This window comes from Paenibacillus sp. MT124 (assembly GCF_058792755.1).
The window spans coordinates 3,498,223-3,522,989 of record NZ_CM179500.1; the positions used below are offsets into that span (position 1 = coordinate 3,498,223).

The following is a 24,767-nucleotide window of genomic DNA, read 5'->3' on the forward strand; positions in this document are numbered from 1 at the left end:
CTCATTTATTTGGATTCGTCATATCTTTTTTGAGCTTCATTATAGATTGCCATCAGTTCCTCCACACCGCCTTTGCTGATCTGACCTCTGAAATTCTCCCACTCGGCATCTCCGTAGCCGGCGTCAAGAATATATTTGGAGTTGAATTCTTCAGCTGATTTTTGCAGTGATGTCTGCAGCTCGGCAATCTTGGAGGTTTCGTCGTCCGTAAAATTAAGTATCGGATCAAGGGGCTCGAAGCGATCCTCATTCACGATTTTATCCTGTGCCTCCTGCTCTTTCTCCGAGAAACGATAATAGATGCTTCGATGGTCCGGTCTTAGGTAAGCTCCTTCGAGCCACATGGCATAACGATCCTCGAGCACGGTTATATCCACAAGGGGAAGATCCTTTAGTTCCGGGTACACCGGATATCCGTCCTCGCCCCATTCGAAGTTCACCGTTTCCACACCGATCGTCATTAACTCGCTCCCGGATGGACTGGTCAGATAATCGAGCAGTTTAAGCGAGGTTTCTGTATTTTTGTTTTTGGCAACGGCAACGCTGAAATCTGAAACCTCGGGCAGTGTTCTAATATTGCCGGTCGGTCCCACGGGATTGGCATACCTGAGGTCATAGTCTGGATTTTGCTCTTCGATCTGGTTGTAAAAGAGATCCAGGCGTCCAATCCAGTCAAACGTGACAAACGATTTGTCTGTTGTCATCTTGGTCGTCCAGGAATCCTGCGTATCTGTCAAAAATTCGGGATCAAGCAGTTTTTCATTGTACAATTTCTTCATGAAATCAAGCATGTCCTTATGGTCTTGCTGTACTGCGGCGTACTTCCATGTACCGTCTTTTTCATCGTAATAGGCAGGGTACTGATCCGTATTGCCGAGTCCCCAGCCGAAGGCCCAATCTCTGAAGATATTAGCCAAGCTCTTGGATGCATAGGGGTAAGAATCGGGATAAGCTTTTTTTACTTTTTTCAGAGCTTCATAAAACTCGTTCGTGTTCGTCCATTCCTTGATACCAAGCTCATCAAAGATATCCTTCCTGAACATGAATCCGTGATTGACTTTGCGATTGAGATTGTAAATAGGCCAGGTATATATATTGCCGGCTTCATCGCCGAAAGATTTGATGACCCAGTCGTTTTCTTCCATATATAGCTTTTTGAAGTTAGGGAGCTGATCTGCGTATTCATTGATGGCAACCACACCGTTTTGTTTGCCGATTTTCTTGAGTTCGGCCGGTTTTAGCCCTGTAAAAATGTCCGGCAGCTTACCGGATGCCACAATGACTTTTAATTTATCCTGGTAGGTTTGTGGGGAATACGTTTGGAAGTTCACTTTAATACCGGTCCGTTTTTCAAGCTCCTGAACAACCAGTTTGCTCGGACCCAGGTCTTTTGCATTGCTTGGCAGCATGTACGTGATAGTCGTCGGCTCATCAACAAGAGGCAAAGTGAGACCCCCTGTATCACCGTACTGTCCGGGTTCCTGGGGCGGTAGGGCGGTCGCACCGCCTTTGTCTGTACCGCTGCTGCATGCGGCAAGGATTGAGGTCAACAGTGTGATCGCAAGTAGTATGGAAATCCTCTTTTTCAGCTTCATCAAACATTCCTCCTTCAGATAGGTGGATCTGATTCACTAGAGCAAGGAGTCAAGCACGTATAAGGTTTGATCACATTTCCATGAGGATGGTGCATTTTTGTAGACGACTTTGCTCTGCGCACTCCAAAAACCGGATAACTTCCAGCGTTTCAGAAGGATGCACGGTGCACACGCCGTTTTTGAGCCAATTCATGACCGAATTCAGGAGCTCTTTGTAGCTCGGTTCAAAAGAGATATGCTGGGCAGCGTTTCTGGTGTGGAGCGTTATTCCAAAGTTCTCTGGACCATTTCGGATTCCGCGGATCATCCCCATCCTCCCCTCCTTCCAGGTTCCAGTAATGAGATCGCCATGATCGGTAGAGAATGCGGTCACTTCCCTGCATCCAGAGCCCATGACTTGAAAGAGTAGTTCTGCCGAATGGATGCCGTACCAAAAATAATGTCCCTGCGTAGATTCGATGTGCATGGGGCCGTACACGTCCGCCCCCAAGATGTCTCCTCTTGTGCATTCAGGCAGGGCTTCGGCATAACGCAAGCTTGAAGCACTCATTAAAGGGATTTGAAACTCTTCTGCAAGTCTGATGATTTCACCTGCGTCTGCTGAAGACAAAGCAAAAGGTTTATCGATAAATACGGGTTTACGGTAAGAACAGATCGCCTTGAACTGATTCAGATGTATCCTTCCGTCGGCACTCAAGATAAGGATGGCATCGGTATTTTCTGCAACTTGCTGCATCGTGGGCATCAGTCTCACTCCGTATTCTTTCGTCATCCGACCGGCAAACGTGTTAACACGGGTGATGCTGAGTGGAAAATCCGGAGATCCGCCCGCATATGCAGCCGTCACAGTCACATCTGCAAAAAGAGTCTCCTGCCTTTCGTGAAGAATACGGGTGAATGCCAGGGCATGAGAACTGTCAAGGCCGATGATTCCGATATTCATGACTGGGAAAGCGCAGCAACCCTAAGCCACTCATCCAGATGCTGCTTCACAAAATCATCATCATTCAGGTGAGGATACTGGCGGTATACACGATCGATTTCCTCATTTTGCCCGTCGGATAAGGTCTCCTGCGGATTCAAGCACCATATGCCTCTCATGAGACCCTGCCTTCGAAGAACCTCGTGTATCCCCGGTATACAGCCAGCAAACTGATGGGCAGGATCAAAAAAAGCGGCATTGGCATCTGTAATCTCCACGTTTCGCGTGAGCAAGTCCCGTGACAACGGTGATCCCTTGGGCTTGCGGAGACGCTTCACTTCTTCCAGCAGCTGGACCGCTTGATGTGTCCAGACAGCGAAGTGACCCAGCAGCCCGCCAACGATTTCTTTTTCCATGGGACCTTCTTCCGTTTCGAACCGAAAAGTTGTAAGTAGATCCATCAAGATGTTGTCATCGTTCCCTGTGTACAATGCAATTTCATTGCGGCGGCTTGAGCAGCAAACCGCTCGGACAACATCAATCGTTTGATATCGGTTAAAAGGAGCTATTTTGATGGCGATGACATTATCAATTTCAGCAAAAGCCTGCCAAAAATCGAAGCTTAGCCAGCGGCCACCAACAGAAGGCTGAAGATAAAATCCGATGACCGGCATCAATTCAGCTATCTTTTCCGTATGCCGAAGTAGATCCTGCTCACTCCAATCATGAAGTCCACCCATACTCAGCAGCACCGCATCATATCCGAGGGCTTTACTAATCTGGGCTTCTTCCTTCGCCTGTTCACTATCCCCGCAAACGCCCGCCACCTTGATGAAGGGCCTTTGCAGGCGAGCTTGCTCCGTTTCCTCTGCGGCCAAGCGAAGTACCCGTTCATAGAGGTTAACCTTGGGATCCCGAATCTCAAATTGGGTGGAATGCACACCAACTGCAATTCCGCCAGCTCCTGATGCGATGTAGTATTTTGTCAGCACCCGCTGATAGACTTCATCCAGCTCTCTGCTTTCATTTAAAGCAAGCGGATGAGCGGGGATGACCAACCCTTCATGGAATGCAGCTGCCTGTTCCGGTGTAAGTGAAGCTTGTTTATTGTGCATTCAGAACCTCCCCTTCCTCTCCGAAAAGTGGGTTGGTTTGTTCCACGTAGGTCTGCCGGATTCAACCCATTCGGCAATGAAATCAATCATTTCCAGCAAGCCTACTCTCGGATAACCGAATTCGCGAAACGCCTTAGCTGCATTGCTGAGCAGAGCCGTTTCGGATTCACTTCCCTCAAACGATGCGGTAAGACCAAACCTAATGGCAAACTGCTGTGCTGCCCAGCGTACGGACATGGTTTCAGGTCCAGTCACATTCAAAATTTCGGGTGGACTTTGGCACTTAAGCAGGCTCCTTAAGGCAATCTCATTGGCATCTCCCTGCCATATCACATTGGCATGCCCCATCGTAAGTGATATTGACTTGCCTTCATGGACCTTTTGGGCAATTTCGAGCAGCACCCCATAGCGTAAATCAATGGCATAGTTCAAGCGGTACAGCAGCATCGGCGTGCCATACGTATGAGAGAAGTATTCAAACATTCGCTCTCTCCCCAGAGTGGATTGTGCATATTCACCGAGAGGTTCCGGGGGTACTGATTCATCTACTCCGCCGAGAGCCACCGGGGAAAAGGGATACACGTTCCCGGAAGAAAAAACGACGATACGCGAATCTTTATACTTTTCTGCCACTCTTCCCGGCAAATACGTATTCATTGCCCATGTATAATACTCTCTGCCCGTTGTACCAAACTTGTTGCCAGCCATATATATGATGTTGTCCGCTGCAGGCAGCTGCATGAACTCGTGATCGTCTAGAAGATTACAGGAAATCGTCTTCACTCCAGCGCTTTCAAGATCGTTCTTCACCTCCTGATCCTGAAACCGGGATACAGCAGTCACCTTCTTGTTCATTCCTCCCGCTCTGATGGCTTGTGCGGCCAATCTCGCAAGACTTGGGCCCATCTTCCCGCCTGCGCCCAAGATAAGAAGATCCCCGTCCACTTTATGTAAGTCATTGATTAGCCGATCTGATGCCTCCGAAAGCTTTGCTTCCAATTCAGCCACGGTCTTCATCCGAATACGGTCACCTCTCCCTGTTAACTTTCATAGTTGGATCATATGTGGTTCTTATTTTCAATAAGAAATTAGCATACGGCACGTTTTCTGTCAACTGGTTCTTTTGTAGTTCATATAAAATAAAAAAGGCACTACCTGATGGCAGTGCCTTTTTAAAGCTTCTATTCGTTTTTTTATAACTTGAGACTTTCAGACGGAAGCAACACTTCAGCGAGTCCCTCTTCATCCATTAAATAAGACATGTACTGCTTCAGGTTTTCTCCGAAACGAATCTGAGTTTGCATGGAAATCGACAGATCCCGATACGTCATGTATTTCGAACTATAGTCTCGATGAAGCTCCAACCTGGACGGTTTGTTTTTAAGCTCCACTGCACATGTTTCGGTTATATATCTGCTTGCAGGTAGACTGTAGGTCTGCTGCCTAATATAGGTCTGTGCCTCATCTGAATTAAGATAATTCACAAAACAGGCTGCCGTGTCCTTTTGGCTCGATTCTGCACTGAGAGCAATGGCCGTTGACAGAAGAAGTGTCCTATCATTCTTAAAATGTGGTAACTGTGCAATATCAAAGGAAAAGTCCGCATTTTTAAGCTCATTCAGCATGTAATATGTGGTTAGCATGACGGATATCTTCTGCTCCTTAAACAACTTCTCGGCTTCAAATTCACCTTGGGCCAAGGCAAGCGGAAATATGCCTTCCTCCGTCACAAGATCCCTCAGCCATCTTAATCCTTCTGTAGGAAAGCTAGTTCCGTTCGGAGCTGGACTGGAATCCGTCGAAGATAGATCGTCCTCGTTTTGCATCCAAAAAATTGGCCACCGGTTCATGGAAAATAACTGAAAAGCGATACTGTAGCGATGAGGCGCCTTAAGTTCTCTGAGCAGCGCCGCCAGTTCATCCCAGCTCCAGCTGCTATTGGGTTCCCCCAGTCTCTTCTCTCTCAGATGCTCCTTGTTGTAACACAAAATAACAGGTGAATATATGAAAGGCTGTGCTGCCAAAACACCCGATTCCTTCTCAAAATAAGTTGTCAGAAAAGGGTAAATTGTATCGTCTCGATCCTGGTCGACCAACAAATCAAGGTACTTTTTTTCTTGGAATTGGTACATATCCTGCAAGTTGATGGTTAACGCATCGACAATCCCTAGTTTGACAAGATTAGCGATACTGTCTGAATTCATATAAGGAAGCTCAATGGTCTCCACATGAATATGTGGGTGTTTCTCGTGGAAACGCTTAATAAGCTCCTCCATCCCTGCTTCTTTATAAAGTGAGGGATATACACCAAAACGAATGGTTTCCCTCGAAGCAGGCTTTGCCACCTGCGTGCCCACCCTGGGGATTTTAACGATCAATCCCTCCTGTACAAGCTCATCCAGTACGTATCTCACGGAATTTTTACTTAAATTGTACTGTTCTGTTAGTGCCAACTCAGAAGGCAGAAATTCTCCCGGGCTGTAAGATCCGGAGTTAATTTTTTGCTTCAGGTCGGCAGACATATGTCTGGTTCTGGTCTGAAAAGTATGACGATCTATTTTCGCCATGGGCCGTTCCACCTATCCTCTTCATCTTTTTTTATAATTTACCTATATTTTCATTGTATTTCCTGATTATTATTTTTATTATACCAGATATGAACCAGTTTTACACATAGTAAGTAAATGAATTCACAACCACATTCACTCCAAGTTTCTTGGAAACAAGAAAAATCCAGAACTGGTTGTCCCGGATTTCCTTGTGGTTAACTCTGCTGCCCATAAGTTTTATCCCTATATACTTAACATAATTCCAAGTGAATTCGCGCTCCCTGGTGGTTAGGCTCCAGCTGTAACGCTTCATTAAATCGATTTTTGGCCTCTTCTTTGTTCCCAAGACCCAGTAATCCAAGGCCAAGCATAAACAAGCAGTGGGTTTGATTCCGCATATTCAAATCATCCTCAAATACCAGAAAATCGGGCAAGGATACAGCAAAGTAGTCGATTTTCACATCATCAAACAGATGCCTTTCAGCGTAGTCGATCAGCTTGTTAAATCGGCGCTTCGCTTCTTTCGAATGGTTTAATTGATCCCACGCAAGTCCTTGATAAAATATCATCTCCGGTGGCTGATCATTGTAATACATCGCACTCGCTGGTTCCTCCAACCCCTCTGAAGCGAGTTTCCAATGATAGACAGCCTCTTCTAGCTGTCCAAGTCCCTGATAGGCCATGCCCAGCTCATAGTGAATATTGTTCTCTTGCGCGCCTTCAAGCTTGCCCTCACCCAGATTCTCCGGATATTGAAGCGCCCGTTGAAGCAGCAAAATGGCTTCTTGATAGGATTGACGTGCATTCTCCTGCTTGGCAAGCTCAACGAGAGCTAGTGTATATTGTCCCGTTGCTTTTCCCTCTCCGCCTTCCCAAGGATGAAAGCGGCGACTTAATAATAAAGACAGTGCTTCATGATGGTTGCCTTGCGTGTTCAGCAGTGTAATATATTCCAGATAAAGATCGTCGCGTTGCTCGACCAGGTGCATATGTTTCTGAAGCTTCGATAAACGTTCCTGTGCAGAGACGCCCGTTTTTTTATACAACTGATCGAGTTCGTAGAACACCCGGGCATCGTTTGGATCACATTCAAAAGCTCGGTTAAGAGATTGCAGTGAAGCCTCTGCATCATGGCGCTTGTTATAATAGGCCAGCGCAAGATTGCGATGAGCCGTGGCGAATTGATGTTCAAGGCCAATGGAAATCTCCCAGTGCTTTATGGCCTCTTCCGCTCGTTTTTTATCGTAATAGAGGTTTCCTAAATAATAATGGGCCTTACTGTCTGATGGATTTTTATTGATTGTATGAAGCAATACACTTAGATCAAACAGGCTGTTCGGGAAACAGTAATCCGGGGCAGCAGTGCCTCCAAGGTGACGTTCATGTTCTGCTTTCTCAATGAGTCCCATCTTGTCATAGACATAGGCAAGTGTGTAATGAGCCATAGGATACGCCGATCCATCCTGATGGGATGAAACTTCTTCTAGTAGACGTGAAGCTTCCTCATAGAAGCCGCTTCCTACATAATCCCAAGCCAGGTTCAAGTAATTATGCGCGTCATCTCTCAACAACCGGCGGAGTTCCGATTTCACCAGATGAGCCTCTTCGTTTTTCCCCATGGCTTCGAGATTCATGAATTTCTCATATCGGGCACCAAAATCCGCAATGTCCATTGTCAGCGTTTCGTCTGCAAACCTAATAGCTTCCTCATAACGACCTAACTTGCGAAGCAGCGCCGTTTTTACTAGCCTTGATTTGTAGTTTCTTGTATTGCGAATCAATGCACGTTCTACCAAATCCAGTGCTTCTATATATGCGCCCTGCTCGGTAGCAATTTGGCTTAATGCGTAGTAGCCACTATCCTGATATGCTGCAGACCACACTGCTTTATAAAAGGCTTTAAAAGCCTCTTCATTTCGTTCTTGGAGTCGGAGCGTCAAGCCAAGTTGATAGTAAGCTTCACTGTCGTACGGATTGGGATTTCGCCAGGTCAATGACTTAATTGCCTTACGGAAATGCGTTTCCGCTTTCTCCAAAACCCCTCTGCGAAGCAGCAGTGTACCATAAGCAATGTTGAGACGAATGTCAGAAGCATCTCTTCTCAATCCTTCTTGGTAATAGCTTTCCGGTTCAAACGTAGCGTGCCTGTACTGCTCCAAATGAAGACCGGCAAGATACAACTGTTCTGTACTCTTCAGTTCTTCTGGGAGAGGAAGCGGTTTGGCGGCATCCGGTATCTGTTCAATGGATGGTTTTGCCGGCTTGTAGCTAATGAGCAGCTTTTGCTTGGCATCTCGCACTGTGACAAGTAAGTCATGCGGTTGATCTTCATCGTCCAACGTAATGATTGTTTTGTAAGTCGACTCGGGCGAAAGTGTAACAGTATCATTGACATACGTACGCTTACTTCCCTTCAATGTTATGGTTGCTCCTTCAAAGACCGATGTAGCGTAAGCCATAACCGTCGCCACTCGGAGCTGTTCCTCTACTTCTAAATTCACTGCCGCGTCCACGGAAGCATTTTTGACGACTCCAATGTTTTTGTACGGCATGAAATATTGGGTAAACGACTTTTCTTCGTACGGCTGGAGCCAGGTGAAATCGGGTTGATTATCGGTGAATACGCCAGTCATCAATTCGATATAAGGTCCGTCTTCATCCGTCAGACTTCGGTCCCAGGCTTGGCCGAACTCACCGTTGCCCCACGTCCACTGCTTCTTGCCTGGGGAGATATGGTGGTTGGCTACATGCAGCAATCCGGCTTGCACGCCATGGTCATAACCGCCTACAAAGTCATATTCTGATTTGTAGGCCATATAAGAAGTCGGGACCGGGATATTTTTATACCTGGAGATATCGACGCCTTCGGAATAATCCATTTTGTAATAAGTTCCTGTAGCAATCGGGAATTTGGATACATCCCTTTTTCCGTGATCAAAGACTGCTGTGACATCAGGTGGAAATACGGTCTGTGTATGATCATTGACAGCCACGGCCGGGTTGGCCCACCACAAAAAGGTTTGCGGCTCGGAGGTCCGGTTATACATTTGCGCCTTAATTTCAATATAAGCCTTACCTGGATGCAATGTGAAACCCGTAGTTACTTTTGTGCCGTACATGCGATCAATCTCACTAACCCATACGGTTGCGCTGCCGTCCTCATTCTCCGTTGCCGTGTGCTGTACAGGTCCAAACGTATTCGGTCGATGATGCTGCGGCCAGTTAAATTCGATACCTCCTGAGATCCATGGGCCAGCAAGCCCAACGAGAGCCGGTTTAATAACACGATTGTAATACACGAAATCATAGTTGTTTGTTTTATCTAATGCGCGGTAGATCCGTCCGCCGATTTCAGGCAACATTTCGACGCGAATGTATTCGTTTTCAAGAATGGCCATGCAGTAGGATTTGGATTCTTTTTCATCCAGGATTTTATCGATGACTGGATGCGGGTAGACTCGTCCGGAACTCCCCTGGTACACGCGCTTCTCCAGAAACATGGGATTTTTGTAAGGTTTGCCCGTTCCGTAAGTGGGAATTTCAACCTGTTCCTCCCATACCCGCACCTGATTAGAAACGGCTGATAAATCTGTTGTACTCATATCGAGATCCTCCTTTGCGTTATACGTTTAATCCTAATGGCGCTCCCCCTTTTATACAATTAACGAAAGTCGGTAGTTGATGGATTATATTCTTAAACTTGATTGTACAAATGTAAGTAATAAAATAACCGCTCTATTCAATAGAGCGGTCTCTAATAAGTTTATATAACAATTAAATAGTGTGTTATTCTGAAGCCATGGCATCAGCTTTTGTTGGATGGACGGTGCCAAATGGATGTTCCGGTGGAGCGTAAATTACATACACTTTAAGTGGTTTGTTACCTGTGTTTGTTATGTTATGCCACTTGCCAGCAGGTATCATGATCGCATAGTCTTCGAAGGCATTCACAACAAAATCGAGATTCTCTTTACGATTCCCCATTTGAACCAGTCCTTGACCTTCTTCAATCCGTATAAACTGATCCGTATTCGGATGAACTTCTAATCCGATATCTTCACCTACATTTATGTTCATAAGAGTTACTTGGAAGTGTTCCCCCGTCCATAAAGCTGTACGAAAATTATTATTAAGCTTAGTTACTTTTTCGATATCGACCACCAAAGGTCTCTTCCCATAATCCTTTAGAAGCATCACTTGCTGCCCTGTATTTTCCATACCCATTTGAGATCCTTGGTCTAGTGAATGATTGTTTCTTTCTGTATAAGCTGGATAATAATATGGATTATGTCCAATTGTGTATCCACCATATTGATGTGCTGGTGTGTGGTAGTAATACAATTTGCACCATCCCTTTACAAATATTATGAAGTCAGTATATGACTACATACAGGGAATGTGCCTAGCGAAACAAAGGGCTGAACTGGTTCCTCAGTTTTCATGGATACTTTTTTCGTCTAAAAATTGATTAGATACATCTTTAAAGTGAAGTTGCATCAATTCCTCCAGGGTTTTTCTTCATTATCCCGCGAATCACTTTAAGCCCCACACCAATCATGTTCATTCTGGACAAGCCAAGCTTGTGACTATTTTCTGAGTCAAATTTCATTTCTATTTCTAATCTCCACCTTGAAGTAAGGAAAGAGCCGCTAAGGTAATATCGACTCTAATAGGATATATGTTTTGTCTCTCGACAGTACCTAATATGAAATACCTACACGATATCTGATATAAGAGTCATCTTTAACTTGCTTATAGGTGAATTCTGCTGTATCACTCACGGATATCTCCGTACCACCTTCAGGCAGAACATCACGCTCTACACGGTATACACCTAAATGTTCCCCATCCGGTAAGTACGTAGGACACACGATCGTCCATTCCAATGTTGATTCTTGAAGCAGCGAGTACACTCGGTGATGTTCCTCGGCAGCACGGGTGGATTTACGCCTCTATTCACTGGATTGATATCGTAGAATATTTGGATTGAATCTGCTTTGCAGAATACCCGCTGTCCCTACAGTAATGATTCGATTTAACCCTTCTTCCCGCATTGCTTCAATGATTAACGGCATACTTTCGGATAGTGTATTGGTTCCATCTGTGTTCAGTGCACTAATAACGACATCGGCACCACGGATAGCACGCATAATATCCTCTTGGTTCAACACATCCCCTTGAATGATTGTTAAATGTTCATCATGAACCTGGCATTTTTCAGGATGACGAACCAATACAGTTACATGATGCTGATCCTTAAGTGCATAGGCAGTGATCTGACTGCCGACTCGTCCAGTTGCACCCAATACTAGAATTTTCATATTTCTAATGCTCCTCCATCTTCTGCAGTGTTCCTCGGTAACAACATTTCTGAATAAAAGTATCAGACAGTATATAACAAAATCAATAGAAGACATCTATTAAAAAGAAAAAAGCCGCTGATCAGCGGCTTATTTATCATCAATTGAACCGTATTACATCCTCATCACCATCATCATCAATAGAACGTAGGAGCTTAATTCTGATTTACTTGTAGTCCACAAGTATACGAATTAATATTCGGACAAGCTTCCTCAATTGCTCAGGATCTGCAGTTTCACAACGGCTCTGAAGGTAACTGTCCGTCTACTCATAGCAGACCCTGCTATTCACTGGACACGCCAAGCGCTTTGTTCCGTTCCTTAAACCTCTCGTTATGTGACGATACATAAGCCATTTTAGGCGCCTCGGGATCGATATAAAGTTTGGCGCTGTTAAGTGCTAAGGCGGCATCCGTAAATGCCCCTGAAATCAGGTTGAGCTTGCTTTCGTAATTGGCGAAGTCACCAGCCCCGAAGATACCCGGCAAGTTCGTCTCCAGTTTCGGGCTGACAAATATGTTCCAGTCATCCATATCCAGTCCCCAATCCTTGATCCCTGTGAAATCGGACTTCAGTCCGTGGTTGACGATAACCTCATCTACTTCTAGCTCACGTGAATCCCCTGATTCGATGTGGCTAATGGTCACCCGTTCAATCGACTTTCCGTTGCCGCTGTATAACTGCGTAACTTCATATGGCGTAAGCACATCGGCAGAAGACTCCCTCATTCGAACAACGTTTTTTTCATGCCCACCGAAGTGGTCGCGTCTATGCACGACAGTGACCTGAGCAGCGATGGAAATCAGCTCGTTGGCCCAATCGACAGCGGAATTTCCCCCTCCCGAAATAAGGACCCGTTTTCCTCTAAAAGGCTCCAGTTCTTGCACCGTATAGTGCAGATTGGATACCTCATAGCGCTCAGCCCCTTCCAGCTCCAGCTTCGCCATTCGCAGAATACCGCGGCCAATGGCCAGAATGACCGTACGTGTCCAGTGCTTCTCCCCCGTTGCCGCCTCCAGGATGTACGTCGAATCCGCTTGTTTCTCCAATCCGACAATGTGCTGGCCGAATACAAGGGTCGGGTCGAACGTCCTCGCCTGCTCCGCCAATTGGGCGATTAATTTCTCGCATAAGATCGGCGTAACCCCTCCAACATCCCAGATCATCTTCTCGGGATAAATAAGCATTCGCCCGCCCAGCTCGTCTTTCGCTTCGATTAGCTTTGTCTTTAAATCACGCATTCCACTATAAAAAGCAGTATACATTCCCGCAGGACCACCGCCAATAATTGTCACATCGTATAATTCAAGCTGCTCAGTCAATTGATGTCCTCCTCCAGCCGGCTTATGTAACATCCGTATTTATGATAATCATTATCAATAACATTGTAGTCTCGACAGCTTGACAAAAACAATGGACAAAACCGACGGTTGCTTTATACAAAATGGAGGATGCAGTTCCGCCAGTCACAAGGGAAACCAAACTAAGCGAACGTTTGCAGGATATCATCAATTTTTTTGCCGTTGGAGATCATTCCGTTATTCATTCAAGAGAGATTGAACTTTCCTCGCCGGTTCACTTTCAAGCTGCTCATAACGATTCATAAGCAAGACACTCAAGAAATACGACTAGCTTTGCTACATCATTCGAGTTTTTATTCCATTTTTCAACATCCATGTTAAAATCGATATAACTAAATAAACGCTAATAAGGAGTATATTTTTAAATGAAAGCTATTCTTATTGACGATGAAGTTTTAGCGTTGTCTTATTTGGAGCTTCAACTACTGAAGATGGAAAACTTCAGCCTTGATATTATCGGTAAATTTACAAACCCATACGATGCCCTGGATATCGTTAAACATGCCAAAGTGGATATCGCCTTTATTGATATAGAGTTACCTGAGATCAATGGTATTGAACTGGCGGAACGCTTGTTGGAGTATGACCCTGACCTGATGGTGGTATTTGTTACAGCCTACCAGGAATACGCTGTGGACGCCTTCGAATTAAACGCCATAGATTACATTGTGAAGCCGGTCCGCTTTGACCGGTTGTCCAAAACAATGAATCGGATATTGGGCAAGAGTACCGCCAAATTGGATACCCCTGATCCCCATCAACCTCTCAGGATGACCATGTTCAAACAAGTCATGATTGAGGAGCCACAATCGCCTGGACAATTTACGTTGATGCAATGGAGAACCTTCCGAGCGCAGGAGCTTTTCCTGTACCTGCTTCAGCATAGGGGACAGCTTGTTCGTAAATCGTTTATCGTTGATTTATTATGGAGCAATACAGATGTGAACAAGGCCTACTCACAGTTATACACAACCATTTATCATATTCGCAAAACTCTTACTGCGTATGGAAACAGATTTCAGATTAAGAGTGCAAATGAAGGATATTTATTAGAGCTGGACCATATCATTTTGGATGTATCACTGTGGGAAGACTCTATGCAGACAATCGATATCTCAGAGGACAACCTGGAGCTTCATCTGGAGAAGTTAAACAGCTATACGGGTGAATATTTGCAGGAATACGATTATTGGTGGGCAGAGGCAGAAAGGCATAGGCTCAAACAATTATGGCTAAACACAGCTCTAAGTGTTGGCAGTTGGTATGAAGCTCAGCAGAGATTTGGCGATGCGTTGACTACATACTTGCAAATTCACCGCCTCTATTCAATAGAGGAAAAGTCTTCGTTTGCCTTGATGAAGCTGTATGACAAATTGAACGAGCCACAGAAAACGCTGGAGTGTTATCAAGAACTCACGACACGACTAAAAGAAGAATACGATATTCTCCCAGGGAACGATATTCAACTATGGTTTAAGGAATGGCAAGAGAAACAACTGCCCTCTTAATCCGCATTTTAAATGTATAGCAAAAAGAGAGGCCTATTTACTAGCCCACTATAACGTATGATAAAGGATTGTTCATGTTGCCCTCATTCACAACTATTAAGAAATTCATATCCAGACACAGGATGGCTTGGCTCATCCTCATTTACTTAGCAGCTTTAATTGGAGTAAGGTTTTTCTGGTATACGGAGTTCTCCCCTCCTAATCAGCCACATGCAGCCCAGGGAGAACTTGATCTGTCCCACTGGAAATTTACAGATCAACAGACGATCACACTGAACGGGCAATGGAACTTTACCCCGGGTACCTTCATTCATCCAAGCACATCCTTTAGTCATACATCACATTCTGCTCATTTGACAGAGGTTCCCGGTACTTTTAATGATACGAGTCCAGAATCCAATTTCGGAACTTATCGACTTCGTGTACTTTTGCCTACATCTAATGCGTCTTATGGCATTCATATTCCTGAAATCAAGACTGCTTATCGCTTATATGTTAATGGAAGCCTACTATACGAATCAGGCCATCCTGATGACAACCCGGTTGGAACGATCTCTAAGGTTGTACCCTATACAGGTAACTTTACCGTGGAGCAGTCCACCATGGATATCGTCATTCATGTCAGTAATTTTCACTATCATAACAAAGGTGGTATCATTCAATCCATTAAATTTGGAACTCCTTCTGCTGTCCTGAATGAAAAACATTTTAGCGAAAATATGCAATTATTAGTCGGTATAATTCTGCTGCTTCATATGTTATATATCGTTATTCTTCTTTTCGTAGGGCAGCGACAGAAAGAGCTTCTTTATTTTGCCGGAATTATTTTATTTGCCTTGATCGTTACGTTAATAGACGATGACAAAATGCTGCTTCAGTGGTTACCGATTAATTTTGAATGGGCGATACGTATGAGAATTATTGGATACTCCGCTCTTTCATTTTGTCTAGTGTTATGTACAAAGCACCTGCTAAAAGTACACAGCTTTAAAAGACTGATTTTTATCTTTTCTATTATCTTTTACACCTATGTATCCATTACACTTTTTTTTCCGATCAGTTGGCTGGATTATACCTCTAAGATTCTAGGTATTTTTATGCTCACAGCGATCTTACTCGTACCTATTATTTCAAGACAGGCCGTGAGAACTGGTAAAGAAGCAGCCACTTCGATATTACTTGCGGGTATTGCCGTATCGTTTAATATGGTATTCAGCGGATTTTTCAAGTCATGGTTTAATAAAGACCTGCCTTATTACCCGATTGACCTGATTGTAGCCTTTGTTGTGTTTGCATCCTTTTGGTTTGTACGTTTCACCAAAACAGCAATACGTGCCGAGAAACAAGCGGAAGCGCTCAAGAAAGTGGACAAACAAAAAGATGAATTTCTCGCGAATACGTCACACGAGCTTCGCAATCCGCTCCATGCCATCATTAATATGGCTCAATCCATCATCATTCGGAGGAGCAGTAAGCTCGATATATCTGATCAAGAAGATTTGATGCTAATTACCAAAGTTGGACAACGCATGTCACATCTGCTTGATGACTTGATTGATATTACCCTACTGAAGGATAGCCGGGTTACGCTAGAACCAACAAGTGTCTCTTTACCAGCAGTGGCCAAGGGGGTAGTCCATATGCTGAACTATATGACGGTAGATAAGAACGTGAAACTGCAGAACGAGATTCCTGATACATTACCTAACGTAGCAGCTGACGAAAACCGGCTTACCCAAATAATGTTCAACTTAGTGCACAATGCATTGAAATATACCAAGGAAGGCTGTGTTTCTCTTCGTGCGGAGATCCTGAATGAAGCTGTTTATGTTCATATTATAGATACGGGTATTGGAATTGACGAAGAACTGCAGCAGCGCATATTCTCCCCATATGAACAAGCGGATTCCAGCATAACTTCTCCAGGCAGCGGCTTAGGGCTGGGACTTAGCATAAGCAAAAATTTAGTAGAACTTCATGGCGGAACATTAGAGCTGACGTCTAAGATTGGACAAGGATCCGTCTTCACATTTTCCTTGCCTCTGGCAGGCGCCGTACCGGCTGTTAAGGGTGTACAGAACGGTGAAGAAATAGAGTTTCATTTCAATCACCTGGGATCCGACGTGATGGATGCAGCGATGGAAGCAGCTGTTTCTTCAGAGAATAAATACAAGGTGGATCATATCAAGGGGTCTATTCTTGTAGTGGATGACGATGCCATCAATCTGAAGGTTATAAAATCATTGCTGGAGCTGGAAAACTATGAGGTTACCGCTGTAAACAGTGCTGAAGAGGCCCTTAGACAAATTAACCATAAACAACAGTGGGATCTGGTCGTAACCGATGTGATGATGCCGGAAATGTCCGGATATACCCTGACTGAAATGATACGAAAGAAGTTTACCATTTTCGAGCTGCCTATACTGCTATTGACGGCTAGAATCAGACCAGAAGATATTCATACCGGGTTTCTTGCGGGTGCTAATGATTATTTAACAAAACCGGTTGATATGTTAGAGCTTCAGTCAAGAATTCGCGCTTTAATCCATTTTAAACAGTCTGTAGACGAGCAATTACGTATGGAAGCTGCGTGGCTCCAAGCTCAGATTCAGCCTCACTTTTTGTTTAATACAATCAATTCCATTGCTTCGCTTAGTCTATTAGATCCAGACCGCATGATTACGCTGCTCGAAGCCTTCGGTGATTACTTAAAGGGAAGCTTTAATTCAAGGAACTTAGAGCGCCAGGTCCCTCTGTCCCATGAACTTGATTTACTGCGAGCTTACTTGTATATCGAAAAGGAACGATTTGGAGAGCGATTGGAAATAGAGTGGAATCTGCCTGATCCGTTGGAGGCTAAGCTTCCTCCACTTACGATTCAACCTATCGTAGAAAATGCCATCCGACACGGAATATTGAACCGTACCAGTGGCGGCAAGCTAACTCTATCTGCTAGAAAAGAAGCGGATTACATCCAATTCATCATACATGATAACGGAGTGGGTATGGATAAAACCAAGCTGTCCTCCCTATTAGATCGTAATAAAAAAGCGGGGACCTCTGGTGTGGGATTAACGAATACCGATCGACGGCTCAAAAAAATGTATGGACAAGGCTTAACGATTCAAAGTAAACCTGGTGAAGGAACTACAGTTTCCTTCATCGTACCGAACCCATAGAATATTAAAAGAAGGAGCGAGCATGATTTCATGCGGCTCCTTCTTTTATTAATTTCAAGCCAAAAGCTTGCCCTTTACGATATCTCTCGCCGAATGGCGCCATTGGATGCTTTTCTTATAAATAAACCATGTTAGATACGATAATCTCAGTCTACAGACTAGGATAACCTGGTTCCTCATTTCCTAAGTACATCTCGGTTTTTTCTCCATTGAATAAAAGCTGAATTTGCTTTCGCAATTTGGAAGGATACAATGGTTGCCCGATCAGATTATCGATATCAAGCCATTCATAACGGACGTGATGTCTGTCACCTTGGAGAAGTAAATGGTCCGTTAATCCTTTATATTTGCATAAAAACACAAAATCCACACGGTGAAATGCCTCACCATATACGCCTTCAATGACAAATTCCAATGAATTAGGAATAATCTCTACTCCGATTTCTTCTACGACTTCACGCTTCAATGCCTCAGTTAATGTCTCCCCCGCACTTTGACTTCCACCAGGCAGTGTATAAAAAGCATCGCCATCATCGTCTATCTTAATTGCTAACATTTTTCTGTCTTCAATGATTAAGGCCTTTACGGAATTTCTTATCCTTCTCTCCATCTTATCTACTATCCCCTATATTCCTATTGATTTGATCCTCAGGTTCAGTTGCGCTTAAAACGAAGTTAACATACCAGTCTCAACATATTCTGAACACCTCTAATGTATTTTTCGTCAATATTGGCGTAGAGATTTAGTCAACGGGCGATGCAATTTGTATTGGTAATGAAGGTGAAGGCGTTACTCACGTATACATTAACGCCCGCACAGGCGCTGGCGAAGGCATTGACTACAACCTGTAACCTATAACAAAACGAGGCAGCCCCGCGAATACCATCGCTGTGGACTGCCTCTTTTTTTTGTGCTACTGTCACATTAGAATAAATCTCACAAAAACACACTCTGACTCTTTCTACAGATCACGCTTACCGTTCATCCGCTGCACGATGAGCTGGATATTCTGCTTCTTCTGAAGCAGATCAATTTATTAATCCGATCATTGGGTTTGTGACAACATTTCAGACGATGTCGGTGTAAACGTATATGTTCCGCCAGCTTCTGCGTTGAAAGAAATCGGCTTAAGGCCAGGACCTTCCAACTGACAAAGTCCAGCAATTGTACTTTTTACGGTGACTTCAGTAATTTCCGCTTTCGCCCAAGAAAATCCAATGGTATATCCGCCTCGGGCCCTGAGCCCCTCCACACTCCCTTCACACCAGTTGTCTGGTAAGGCAGGCAGAAGCTTGATCACATCGGTGTGGCTCTGCAATAACATCTCAGCAATTCCAGAGGATCCCCCGAAGTTGCCGTCAATCTGAAACGGAGGATGATTGTCAAAAAGATTGGGCAACGTGGAGTGCTCCAGGAGAGCTCTTACATTTTCATAAGCCTTCTGCCCATCCTGAAGTCTTGCCCAGAAGTGAATGATCCAGGCCCGGCTCCATCCGGTATGCCCCCCACCATTCTCCAATCTGCGTTCGAGCGTTTTACGTGCGGCTTTTGCAAGTTCCGGCGTGTGTTCTGGAGTGAAGCTTTCTCCAGGGTACAAACCAAATAGATGTGAGATGTGCCGGTGCCCCGGTTCCACCTCTTCGTAATCCTCCATCCATTCCTGGATTTGTCCGTATTTGCCGATTTGAGTCTTGGGAATTCGCTTCAGAGCAGCAGCAAGTTCTTCCCTGAAGGTATGGTCCCTTCCGATCAACTCGGCACTTTGAATGCATGCAGTGAACAGAGCCTCAATGATCTGAAAATCCATCGAAGCGCCAGCGCATAGCACCCCAACCTCACCATTTGGCAGTCTGTAACTGTTCTCTGGAGAGACGGATGGACAGGTAATCAGACGGCCATCTGCATCCTCAATCAGATAATCAAGGAGAAATTGGGCCGATTCCTTCATCGTTTCGTATGCTTCTGCCAGAAAAATGATATTCTGACTATAGCGATAATGCTCCCATAAATGCAGGCATAACCACGCAGCACCCAGCGGCCAGAAGGAAGCTGGCAGGTAGGTATCCTGAGGGGCCGTGTCTGCCCAAATGTCCGTATTATGATGTGCGGTAAATCCACGGCAGTCATACATCTTTCGTGCCGTAATTCGGCCAGGCTCCCGCATTCGCTCAATCAGATCGAACAATGGCTCATGGCACTCGGCTAGATTGCAGTTTTCGGCGAGCCAGTAGTTCATCTGGGCATTAATGTTGATCGTAAATTTGCTGTCCCAAGGTGGAGTGAAACTGTCATTCCATATGCCTTGAAGATTAGCAGGCAGGGAACCTGGCCGGCTTGAGGATATCAGCAAATAACGACCAAACTGAAAATAGGTTTCGATCAATTCGGGGTCTTCTTCTCCCCTTTGGAACTGTTGTAATCTCTCATCCGTCGGACCATCATGACGATCAGAACGTTTGGACAGGTTCAACGAAACCCTGCTGAACAGTTCATCATAATCCGATGTATGCCGTACAAGCAGTGTTTCATAAGGAATCCGGCTGAGCTCTTCTAAACGAAGTGTATTGTATAATTCCGGATCTTCCTGGCGGAAAGTCGTTTCCGCAGCAAGCAGCAGCGTGACCGAGCTCGCGTCCTTCACCAGCAAATACTCGCCAAGGAGCTGACAGGCACCTCCGTCTGGTATCGCTTTCAACACAGCTGCGAAGGAACTGCCGTCTTTACCACCGCATTCACCACGCATAATGAGTCCATTCTGCTCCCACTTCTTGGTTTTCTCCAGGTATCTCCAATTCTGACGATTGAATCGGGCTTTCATGGACAAGGCATTCTTCTTGTCTGTTGAGATTCGGATGATGATGGCTTGATCCGGATGGCTGGCAAACAGCTCACGAGTATAACGGACACCCTTAACGTTATAGCTAACCTTGGAGATGCCCCGGTTCAAATCCAGCTCACGTACATAGTCCTCAACAGGACCATCATGATTGCCGAATGATAACTGCAGCTCACCAAGTGGCACATAATGTCTCTGGGCTTCAGGAAGCCCGGCCATCGTCATGCTGGCCATCTCTTCAGCCTCTTGGAGTTTCCCTTCCATGATTAACTTGCGGATATGGGGCAGATTGGGCAGTGCATCTTCGTTATTCCGATCCCGGGGCCCCCCATACCACATCGAGTCTTCATTTAACTTCAAACGTTCCTCCGCTACGCCTCCAAATATCATTGCCCCAAGCCGACCGTTCCCGATTGGCAAGGCCTCATTCCATATCTCTGCTGGTTTGCTGTACCACATGCGATGATTGTTCCGATTGGATTCTTTCATTCTGAACCTCCACTATGAATTTCAATGAATGATAAGAGATTAATCTCATATTAACATCCCGACAAAGAATAAAAATAACGTATTCATGCAGATCCATACTCTTTCATGATATGAGAATCGAAAAGATCATGTATTCGGAGATTTTCTTCGATAAACATCAATAAGATTGGCAGCCTGCCATAAAAGATTACGGACCTGATTCGCAAGAATGCGAACCGGCCCGTGTTTGATAATAATGGATGAAATTGCCGCCCAGTATTGGTATATACCTACCTATTCTCCTTACTTGGAAATGGATGAAGAATCATATGCTGCCTGCATAATTTCCAGATAACGCTTGATGTTGAGGCCTTCCAGCCCTTTCACATAATCGTCCCAATCCTTTTCCAGACTCTTTGCTCCTGTGATGAATTGCAGGGCATTCTGGTCAATATAATCCTTGAGGTTCGTCTGCATCATGCTAGTTTCGTCTGCATTTGCCGGGTCCACCCATAGTGCCCAATGCGGAAAAACTTCCTCGGGCTCTTTGCCTTCCATCAAGAGTGTTGCCTCATAAAGTCGGCGCTCATATCCGTCACCTGCATAGATGTCCTTGCCTTGTACTTCGGCATCGCGGTATGCTCTGTGGTGATTATACTGACTCAGCGCACCCCAGCTGTCATTACGAGGCTCCTCCCCTGTGGGGAGGGGGATGGCTTTGTAGAGCGGCTCTACCTGATCATTAAGGGCTACGTCGCCTTCCTCCGGCTTGCGCCAGCTGGTGCCCTCCTCACCCAAATATGCACTCATGGCTCCCTCTTGTGTATAGAGATAATCCAGCATTTTTATGGCTGCAATCTGTGTCTCTTCACTTGCCTTGTTGGTGAGTACAAACGATGCTCCAGGGTCAATTGGATAGTTATAGGTCGCATAATTGGCATGCGGCCCTTTCAAAGGAGCAATCGGATTATAATCCTTACCATACGGAGCACCCTCAGCTGTATTTACAAAAAGAGATGGGTGCATGGCTGCACCTGCGCCAAGAAGCTGCGCATCCGCATTATCTCCGATTTTTTTAAAGGCCCCCACATTTTGCGTGAACGCACCAGGGTCAATCAAACCTTCATCATACAGCGACTTGATATAGGCCAGTCCTTCCTTCCACTCCGGTTTGTTCGCAACCGTATCAACCCGGCCATCCTTTGCAATGAGATAGGTTCTGTCATCGTCGTAGATAAACCCGTTCATCAAATAGGGAATGATGTGCACGCCGAAGTTTTCAATGGAACCGCTCAGAGGCACTTCATCCGCTTTGCCATTGCCGTTCGGGTCCTTGGTTTTGAATGCCTTTAGCACTTCCCTAAATTCTTCCGTCGTTGTAGGCTCGGATAAGCCCAGCTGCTCTAGCCATTTCGTATTCATCCACATTTTGTTCGGATATGAGCAGTGGAAACATTCATTCAAGCCCGTCAGACCGTAAATATTGCCGTCGGGCGCAGTATTCATTGCTTTATAATACTCACTGCTGTCCAGTACCTTTTTGATATTCGGTGCGTATTGCTCAATTAGATCATTGAGCGGCACAATAACACCTTGCTGGCCAAATTTTAACAGGTCTGTTTGAGAAAAACGGTCCACCCATGGAATGAGCAAATACAGATCCGGGTAGTCCCCTGAAGCCAATGATATTTGTCTTTTTTCAGCTGCGCCGTCAAAAGGAACCGTCGTCCAGTTGATCTTCACATTAAACTTCTCTTCCATCTTTTTTGTAAACTTGTTCGTTTGAAGGTTGGTATCTGAACTTTGATGAGCAAACACATTCATGGTCACGTTGTCCCCCGATGAAGGGTCGCTCCCCTCTTCTCCGCTGCCACCATTAGAGGATGAACATCCCGCAAGTACTACAGACAGCAGCAGTATACAAGCAAGTACGAATGACCCTGTTTTTCTCAAATAGACCCTCTCCCTTATGAATAATTGTAGTGAATTAGCCCTTGACGGAGCCAATCAACATGCCCTGAACGAAATATCGCTGCACAAACGGATAAATGACGAGTACCGGCAAGCTGGCCATTACAATAAGTGAGAACTTCATCAACTCAGCCATTTGCTGCTGTTTCACCATCTCTCCCACATCCATATTTCCCGTGCTGTTACTCAGAATCAGAATGCTGCGGAGAATCAACTGAAGCGGATAGAGCGATTGCGTTTTTAAATAAATCAGGGCATCAAAATACGCATTCCACTGCCCCACGGCATACATCAATGACAAAACAGCGATAATGGGTTTGGCGAGCGGCAAAATGACGCTGAAAATGAAACGGATATCACTGCAGCCGTCAATATCTGCTGCCTCGGACAGCTCTTCCGGGATGGAGTTCTGAAAAAAAGTACGTGCGATAATCACCTGCCACACCCAGATGGCATTAGGAATCAACAGAGCCCAGCGGGTATCAATCAGTCCCATGGATTTTACCACCAGGTAAGTTGGAATTAATCCGCCTGAGAATAGCATGGTGAATGTAATAAACATCATGAGAGGGCTGCGCCCAACAAAGGTTTTTTTGGAAAGCGGATAAGCAATCATAATGGTCAGCGCTACACTAATGATTGTTCCTATTGTGGTATAAAATAACGAATTGGCGTAACCCATGATAACCTGATCGTTGCGCAATACAGACTTATAGCCGTCGAGTGTCATATCAACGGGCCACAGCCAGACTTTCCCGGATGTAACTGCTGCCGGGCTGCTCAGAGAAGAGCTAACGATATAGATCAGTGGATAGAGTACTGCAATCAAGACAACCGTCAGAATGAGGTAGATGATGGTTATAAACACCCGGTCCCCAAAAGATTCTCTGATGGTGCTCCTCTGACTAACCACTGAACCGGCTTGGGACTGCAACTTGCTCATCTGATTCCCCCCTTTCCTTTTGCCGCTTTACCATAAGCTTGTATTGGACAGACGCTTGGCAGCAGCATTGACCGTTAACAACAGAATCAGGTTAATAAGCGAATTAAAGAGGCCAACTGCGGTAGCAAAGCTGTAATTGGCATTCAGCAAACCCATTTTGTACACATAGGTGGAGATAATCTCGGAAGCGGATAAGTTCAATGGATTTTGCAGCAAATAAATTTTTTCAAATCCGACGGCCATAATATTGCCAACGCTCAGAATCAGGATAATGACTGCCGCCGGCAGCAGGCCGGGCAGATCGATGTTCACCATTTTCTGAAATCGGTTAGCTCCATCAACCTTGGCTGCCTCGTACAATGAAGGATCAATACCTGCAAGTGCTGCCAAATAGATGACTGCGGAATATCCCATGCTCTGCCAGACATCCGAAAATACGTAGATCGAACGAAACAGCCCAGGCTCTCCAAGGAAATTGACCGCTTCGAAACCAAGCGCTCCTGCGATGGTGTTCACAATGCCCAGCCGCGGCGATAGGAAAAGCATGATAATGGATACCATGACAACGGTTGAAATAAAGTAAGGTGCATAAGTAACCATCTGTACCGTTTTTTTGAATTTCGCGTTCTTGACTTCGTTCAACGCCAGTGCTAGAAGTATCGGGACTGGAAAACCCACGACCAAACTGTAAAACGAAATATACAGTGTGTTTTTGATCAGGGTAGCGAACGCCGGGTTTTGGAAAAGCAGCTCAAAATATTTGGTGCCCACCCACGGACTTCCCCAGATTCCCTTAATTACGTTGTAATCCTTGAAAGCGAGCACTGCATTAACCATAGGCACATACTTGAAAATAATGAAATACGCGACAGGAGGAATCATCAACAGATAGAGCTGCCAGTGCCTCCTCCAGCTTCTGGACAAGGCCAGCTTCACTGCAGACCGCCTGCCTTGTTTTA

At 45.2% G+C, this 24,767-nt stretch carries 16 protein-coding genes and 1 pseudogene; 2 read left to right on the plus strand and 15 right to left on the minus strand.

Features of this window, described 5'->3' with window-relative positions; translation table 11 throughout:
* Window positions 1–5 precede the first annotated feature (5 nt).
* The 10 genes and pseudogenes from AC3RCI_RS15935 to AC3RCI_RS15980 form a co-directional block, all read right to left on the minus strand.
* Window positions 6–1,595: an extracellular solute-binding protein gene (locus AC3RCI_RS15935; RefSeq protein ID WP_492525411.1), complete on the minus strand. Its 1,590-nt coding sequence runs from the start codon at window positions 1,593–1,595 to the stop codon at window positions 6–8.
* Between the two features lie 70 nt (window positions 1,596–1,665).
* On the minus strand, window positions 1,666–2,538 hold the full coding sequence (locus AC3RCI_RS15940; RefSeq protein WP_492525413.1) for a Gfo/Idh/MocA family oxidoreductase: 873 nt from the start codon (window positions 2,536–2,538) through the stop codon (window positions 1,666–1,668).
* Complete coding sequence (locus tag AC3RCI_RS15945; RefSeq protein ID WP_492525414.1) at window positions 2,535–3,632, minus strand: dihydrodipicolinate synthase family protein; 1,098 nt, start codon at window positions 3,630–3,632, stop codon at window positions 2,535–2,537. Before AC3RCI_RS15945 ends, AC3RCI_RS15940 begins: the two co-directional genes overlap by 4 nt.
* Window positions 3,633–4,649: an NAD-dependent epimerase/dehydratase family protein gene (locus AC3RCI_RS15950; RefSeq protein WP_492525415.1), complete on the minus strand. Its 1,017-nt coding sequence runs from the start codon at window positions 4,647–4,649 to the stop codon at window positions 3,633–3,635.
* Between the two features lie 176 nt (window positions 4,650–4,825).
* Window positions 4,826–6,199, minus strand: coding sequence for an ABC transporter substrate-binding protein (locus tag AC3RCI_RS15955; RefSeq protein WP_492525417.1), 1,374 nt, complete (start codon window positions 6,197–6,199; stop codon window positions 4,826–4,828).
* 233 nt (window positions 6,200–6,432) lie between these two features.
* Window positions 6,433–9,783, minus strand: a complete 3,351-nt coding sequence (locus AC3RCI_RS15960) for a DUF5107 domain-containing protein (protein ID WP_492525418.1) — start codon at window positions 9,781–9,783, stop codon at window positions 6,433–6,435.
* Window positions 9,784–9,967: 184 nt separating this feature from the next.
* Complete coding sequence (locus tag AC3RCI_RS15965; protein ID WP_492525419.1) at window positions 9,968–10,522, minus strand: cupin domain-containing protein; 555 nt, start codon at window positions 10,520–10,522, stop codon at window positions 9,968–9,970.
* Window positions 10,523–10,661: 139 nt separating this feature from the next.
* A complete protein-coding gene (locus tag AC3RCI_RS15970) occupies window positions 10,662–10,790 on the minus strand; it encodes a hypothetical protein (protein ID WP_336781693.1) in 129 nt (42 codons plus the stop codon).
* 91 nt (window positions 10,791–10,881) lie between these two features.
* Window positions 10,882–11,502 (minus strand): annotated as a pseudogene (locus AC3RCI_RS15975) (NAD(P)-dependent oxidoreductase).
* Window positions 11,503–11,825: 323 nt separating this feature from the next.
* Entirely contained in the window at window positions 11,826–12,863 is a 1,038-nt protein-coding gene (locus tag AC3RCI_RS15980; RefSeq protein ID WP_492525421.1) for an NAD(P)/FAD-dependent oxidoreductase, read from the minus strand.
* A gap of 404 nt (window positions 12,864–13,267) precedes the next feature.
* Between AC3RCI_RS15980 and AC3RCI_RS15985 the strand changes: the two genes are divergently transcribed.
* Window positions 13,268–14,410 carry a response regulator gene (locus AC3RCI_RS15985; protein ID WP_492525423.1) on the plus strand — a complete coding sequence of 381 codons (1,143 nt, stop codon included), beginning with the start codon at window positions 13,268–13,270 and terminating at the stop codon, window positions 14,408–14,410.
* A gap of 602 nt (window positions 14,411–15,012) precedes the next feature.
* On the plus strand, window positions 15,013–17,589 hold the full coding sequence (locus tag AC3RCI_RS15990) for a hybrid sensor histidine kinase/response regulator (RefSeq protein ID WP_492525425.1): 2,577 nt from the start codon (window positions 15,013–15,015) through the stop codon (window positions 17,587–17,589).
* Window positions 17,590–17,740: 151 nt separating this feature from the next.
* Here AC3RCI_RS15990 and AC3RCI_RS15995 read toward each other — a convergent pair whose 3' ends face one another.
* The 5 genes from AC3RCI_RS15995 to AC3RCI_RS16015 all read right to left on the minus strand — a co-directional run bounded on the left by AC3RCI_RS15995 (window position 17,741) and on the right by AC3RCI_RS16015 (window position 24,690).
* Entirely contained in the window at window positions 17,741–18,199 is a 459-nt protein-coding gene (locus tag AC3RCI_RS15995) for an NUDIX domain-containing protein (protein WP_336781698.1), read from the minus strand.
* A gap of 436 nt (window positions 18,200–18,635) precedes the next feature.
* Window positions 18,636–20,915 (minus strand): glycoside hydrolase family 95 protein, encoded by a 2,280-nt coding sequence (locus tag AC3RCI_RS16000; RefSeq protein WP_492525427.1) that lies wholly within the window; start codon window positions 20,913–20,915, stop codon window positions 18,636–18,638.
* A 282-nt stretch (window positions 20,916–21,197) separates the two neighbouring features.
* On the minus strand, window positions 21,198–22,847 hold the full coding sequence (locus AC3RCI_RS16005) for an ABC transporter substrate-binding protein (protein ID WP_492473368.1): 1,650 nt from the start codon (window positions 22,845–22,847) through the stop codon (window positions 21,198–21,200).
* A 34-nt stretch (window positions 22,848–22,881) separates the two neighbouring features.
* Complete coding sequence (locus tag AC3RCI_RS16010) at window positions 22,882–23,808, minus strand: carbohydrate ABC transporter permease (RefSeq protein WP_492525429.1); 927 nt, start codon at window positions 23,806–23,808, stop codon at window positions 22,882–22,884.
* A 27-nt stretch (window positions 23,809–23,835) separates the two neighbouring features.
* The gene (locus AC3RCI_RS16015) at window positions 23,836–24,690 is read right to left on the minus strand and encodes an ABC transporter permease (protein WP_419720033.1); all 855 of its coding nucleotides are present in this window, start codon (window positions 24,688–24,690) and stop codon (window positions 23,836–23,838) included.
* Between the last annotated feature and the right edge of the window lie 77 nt (window positions 24,691–24,767).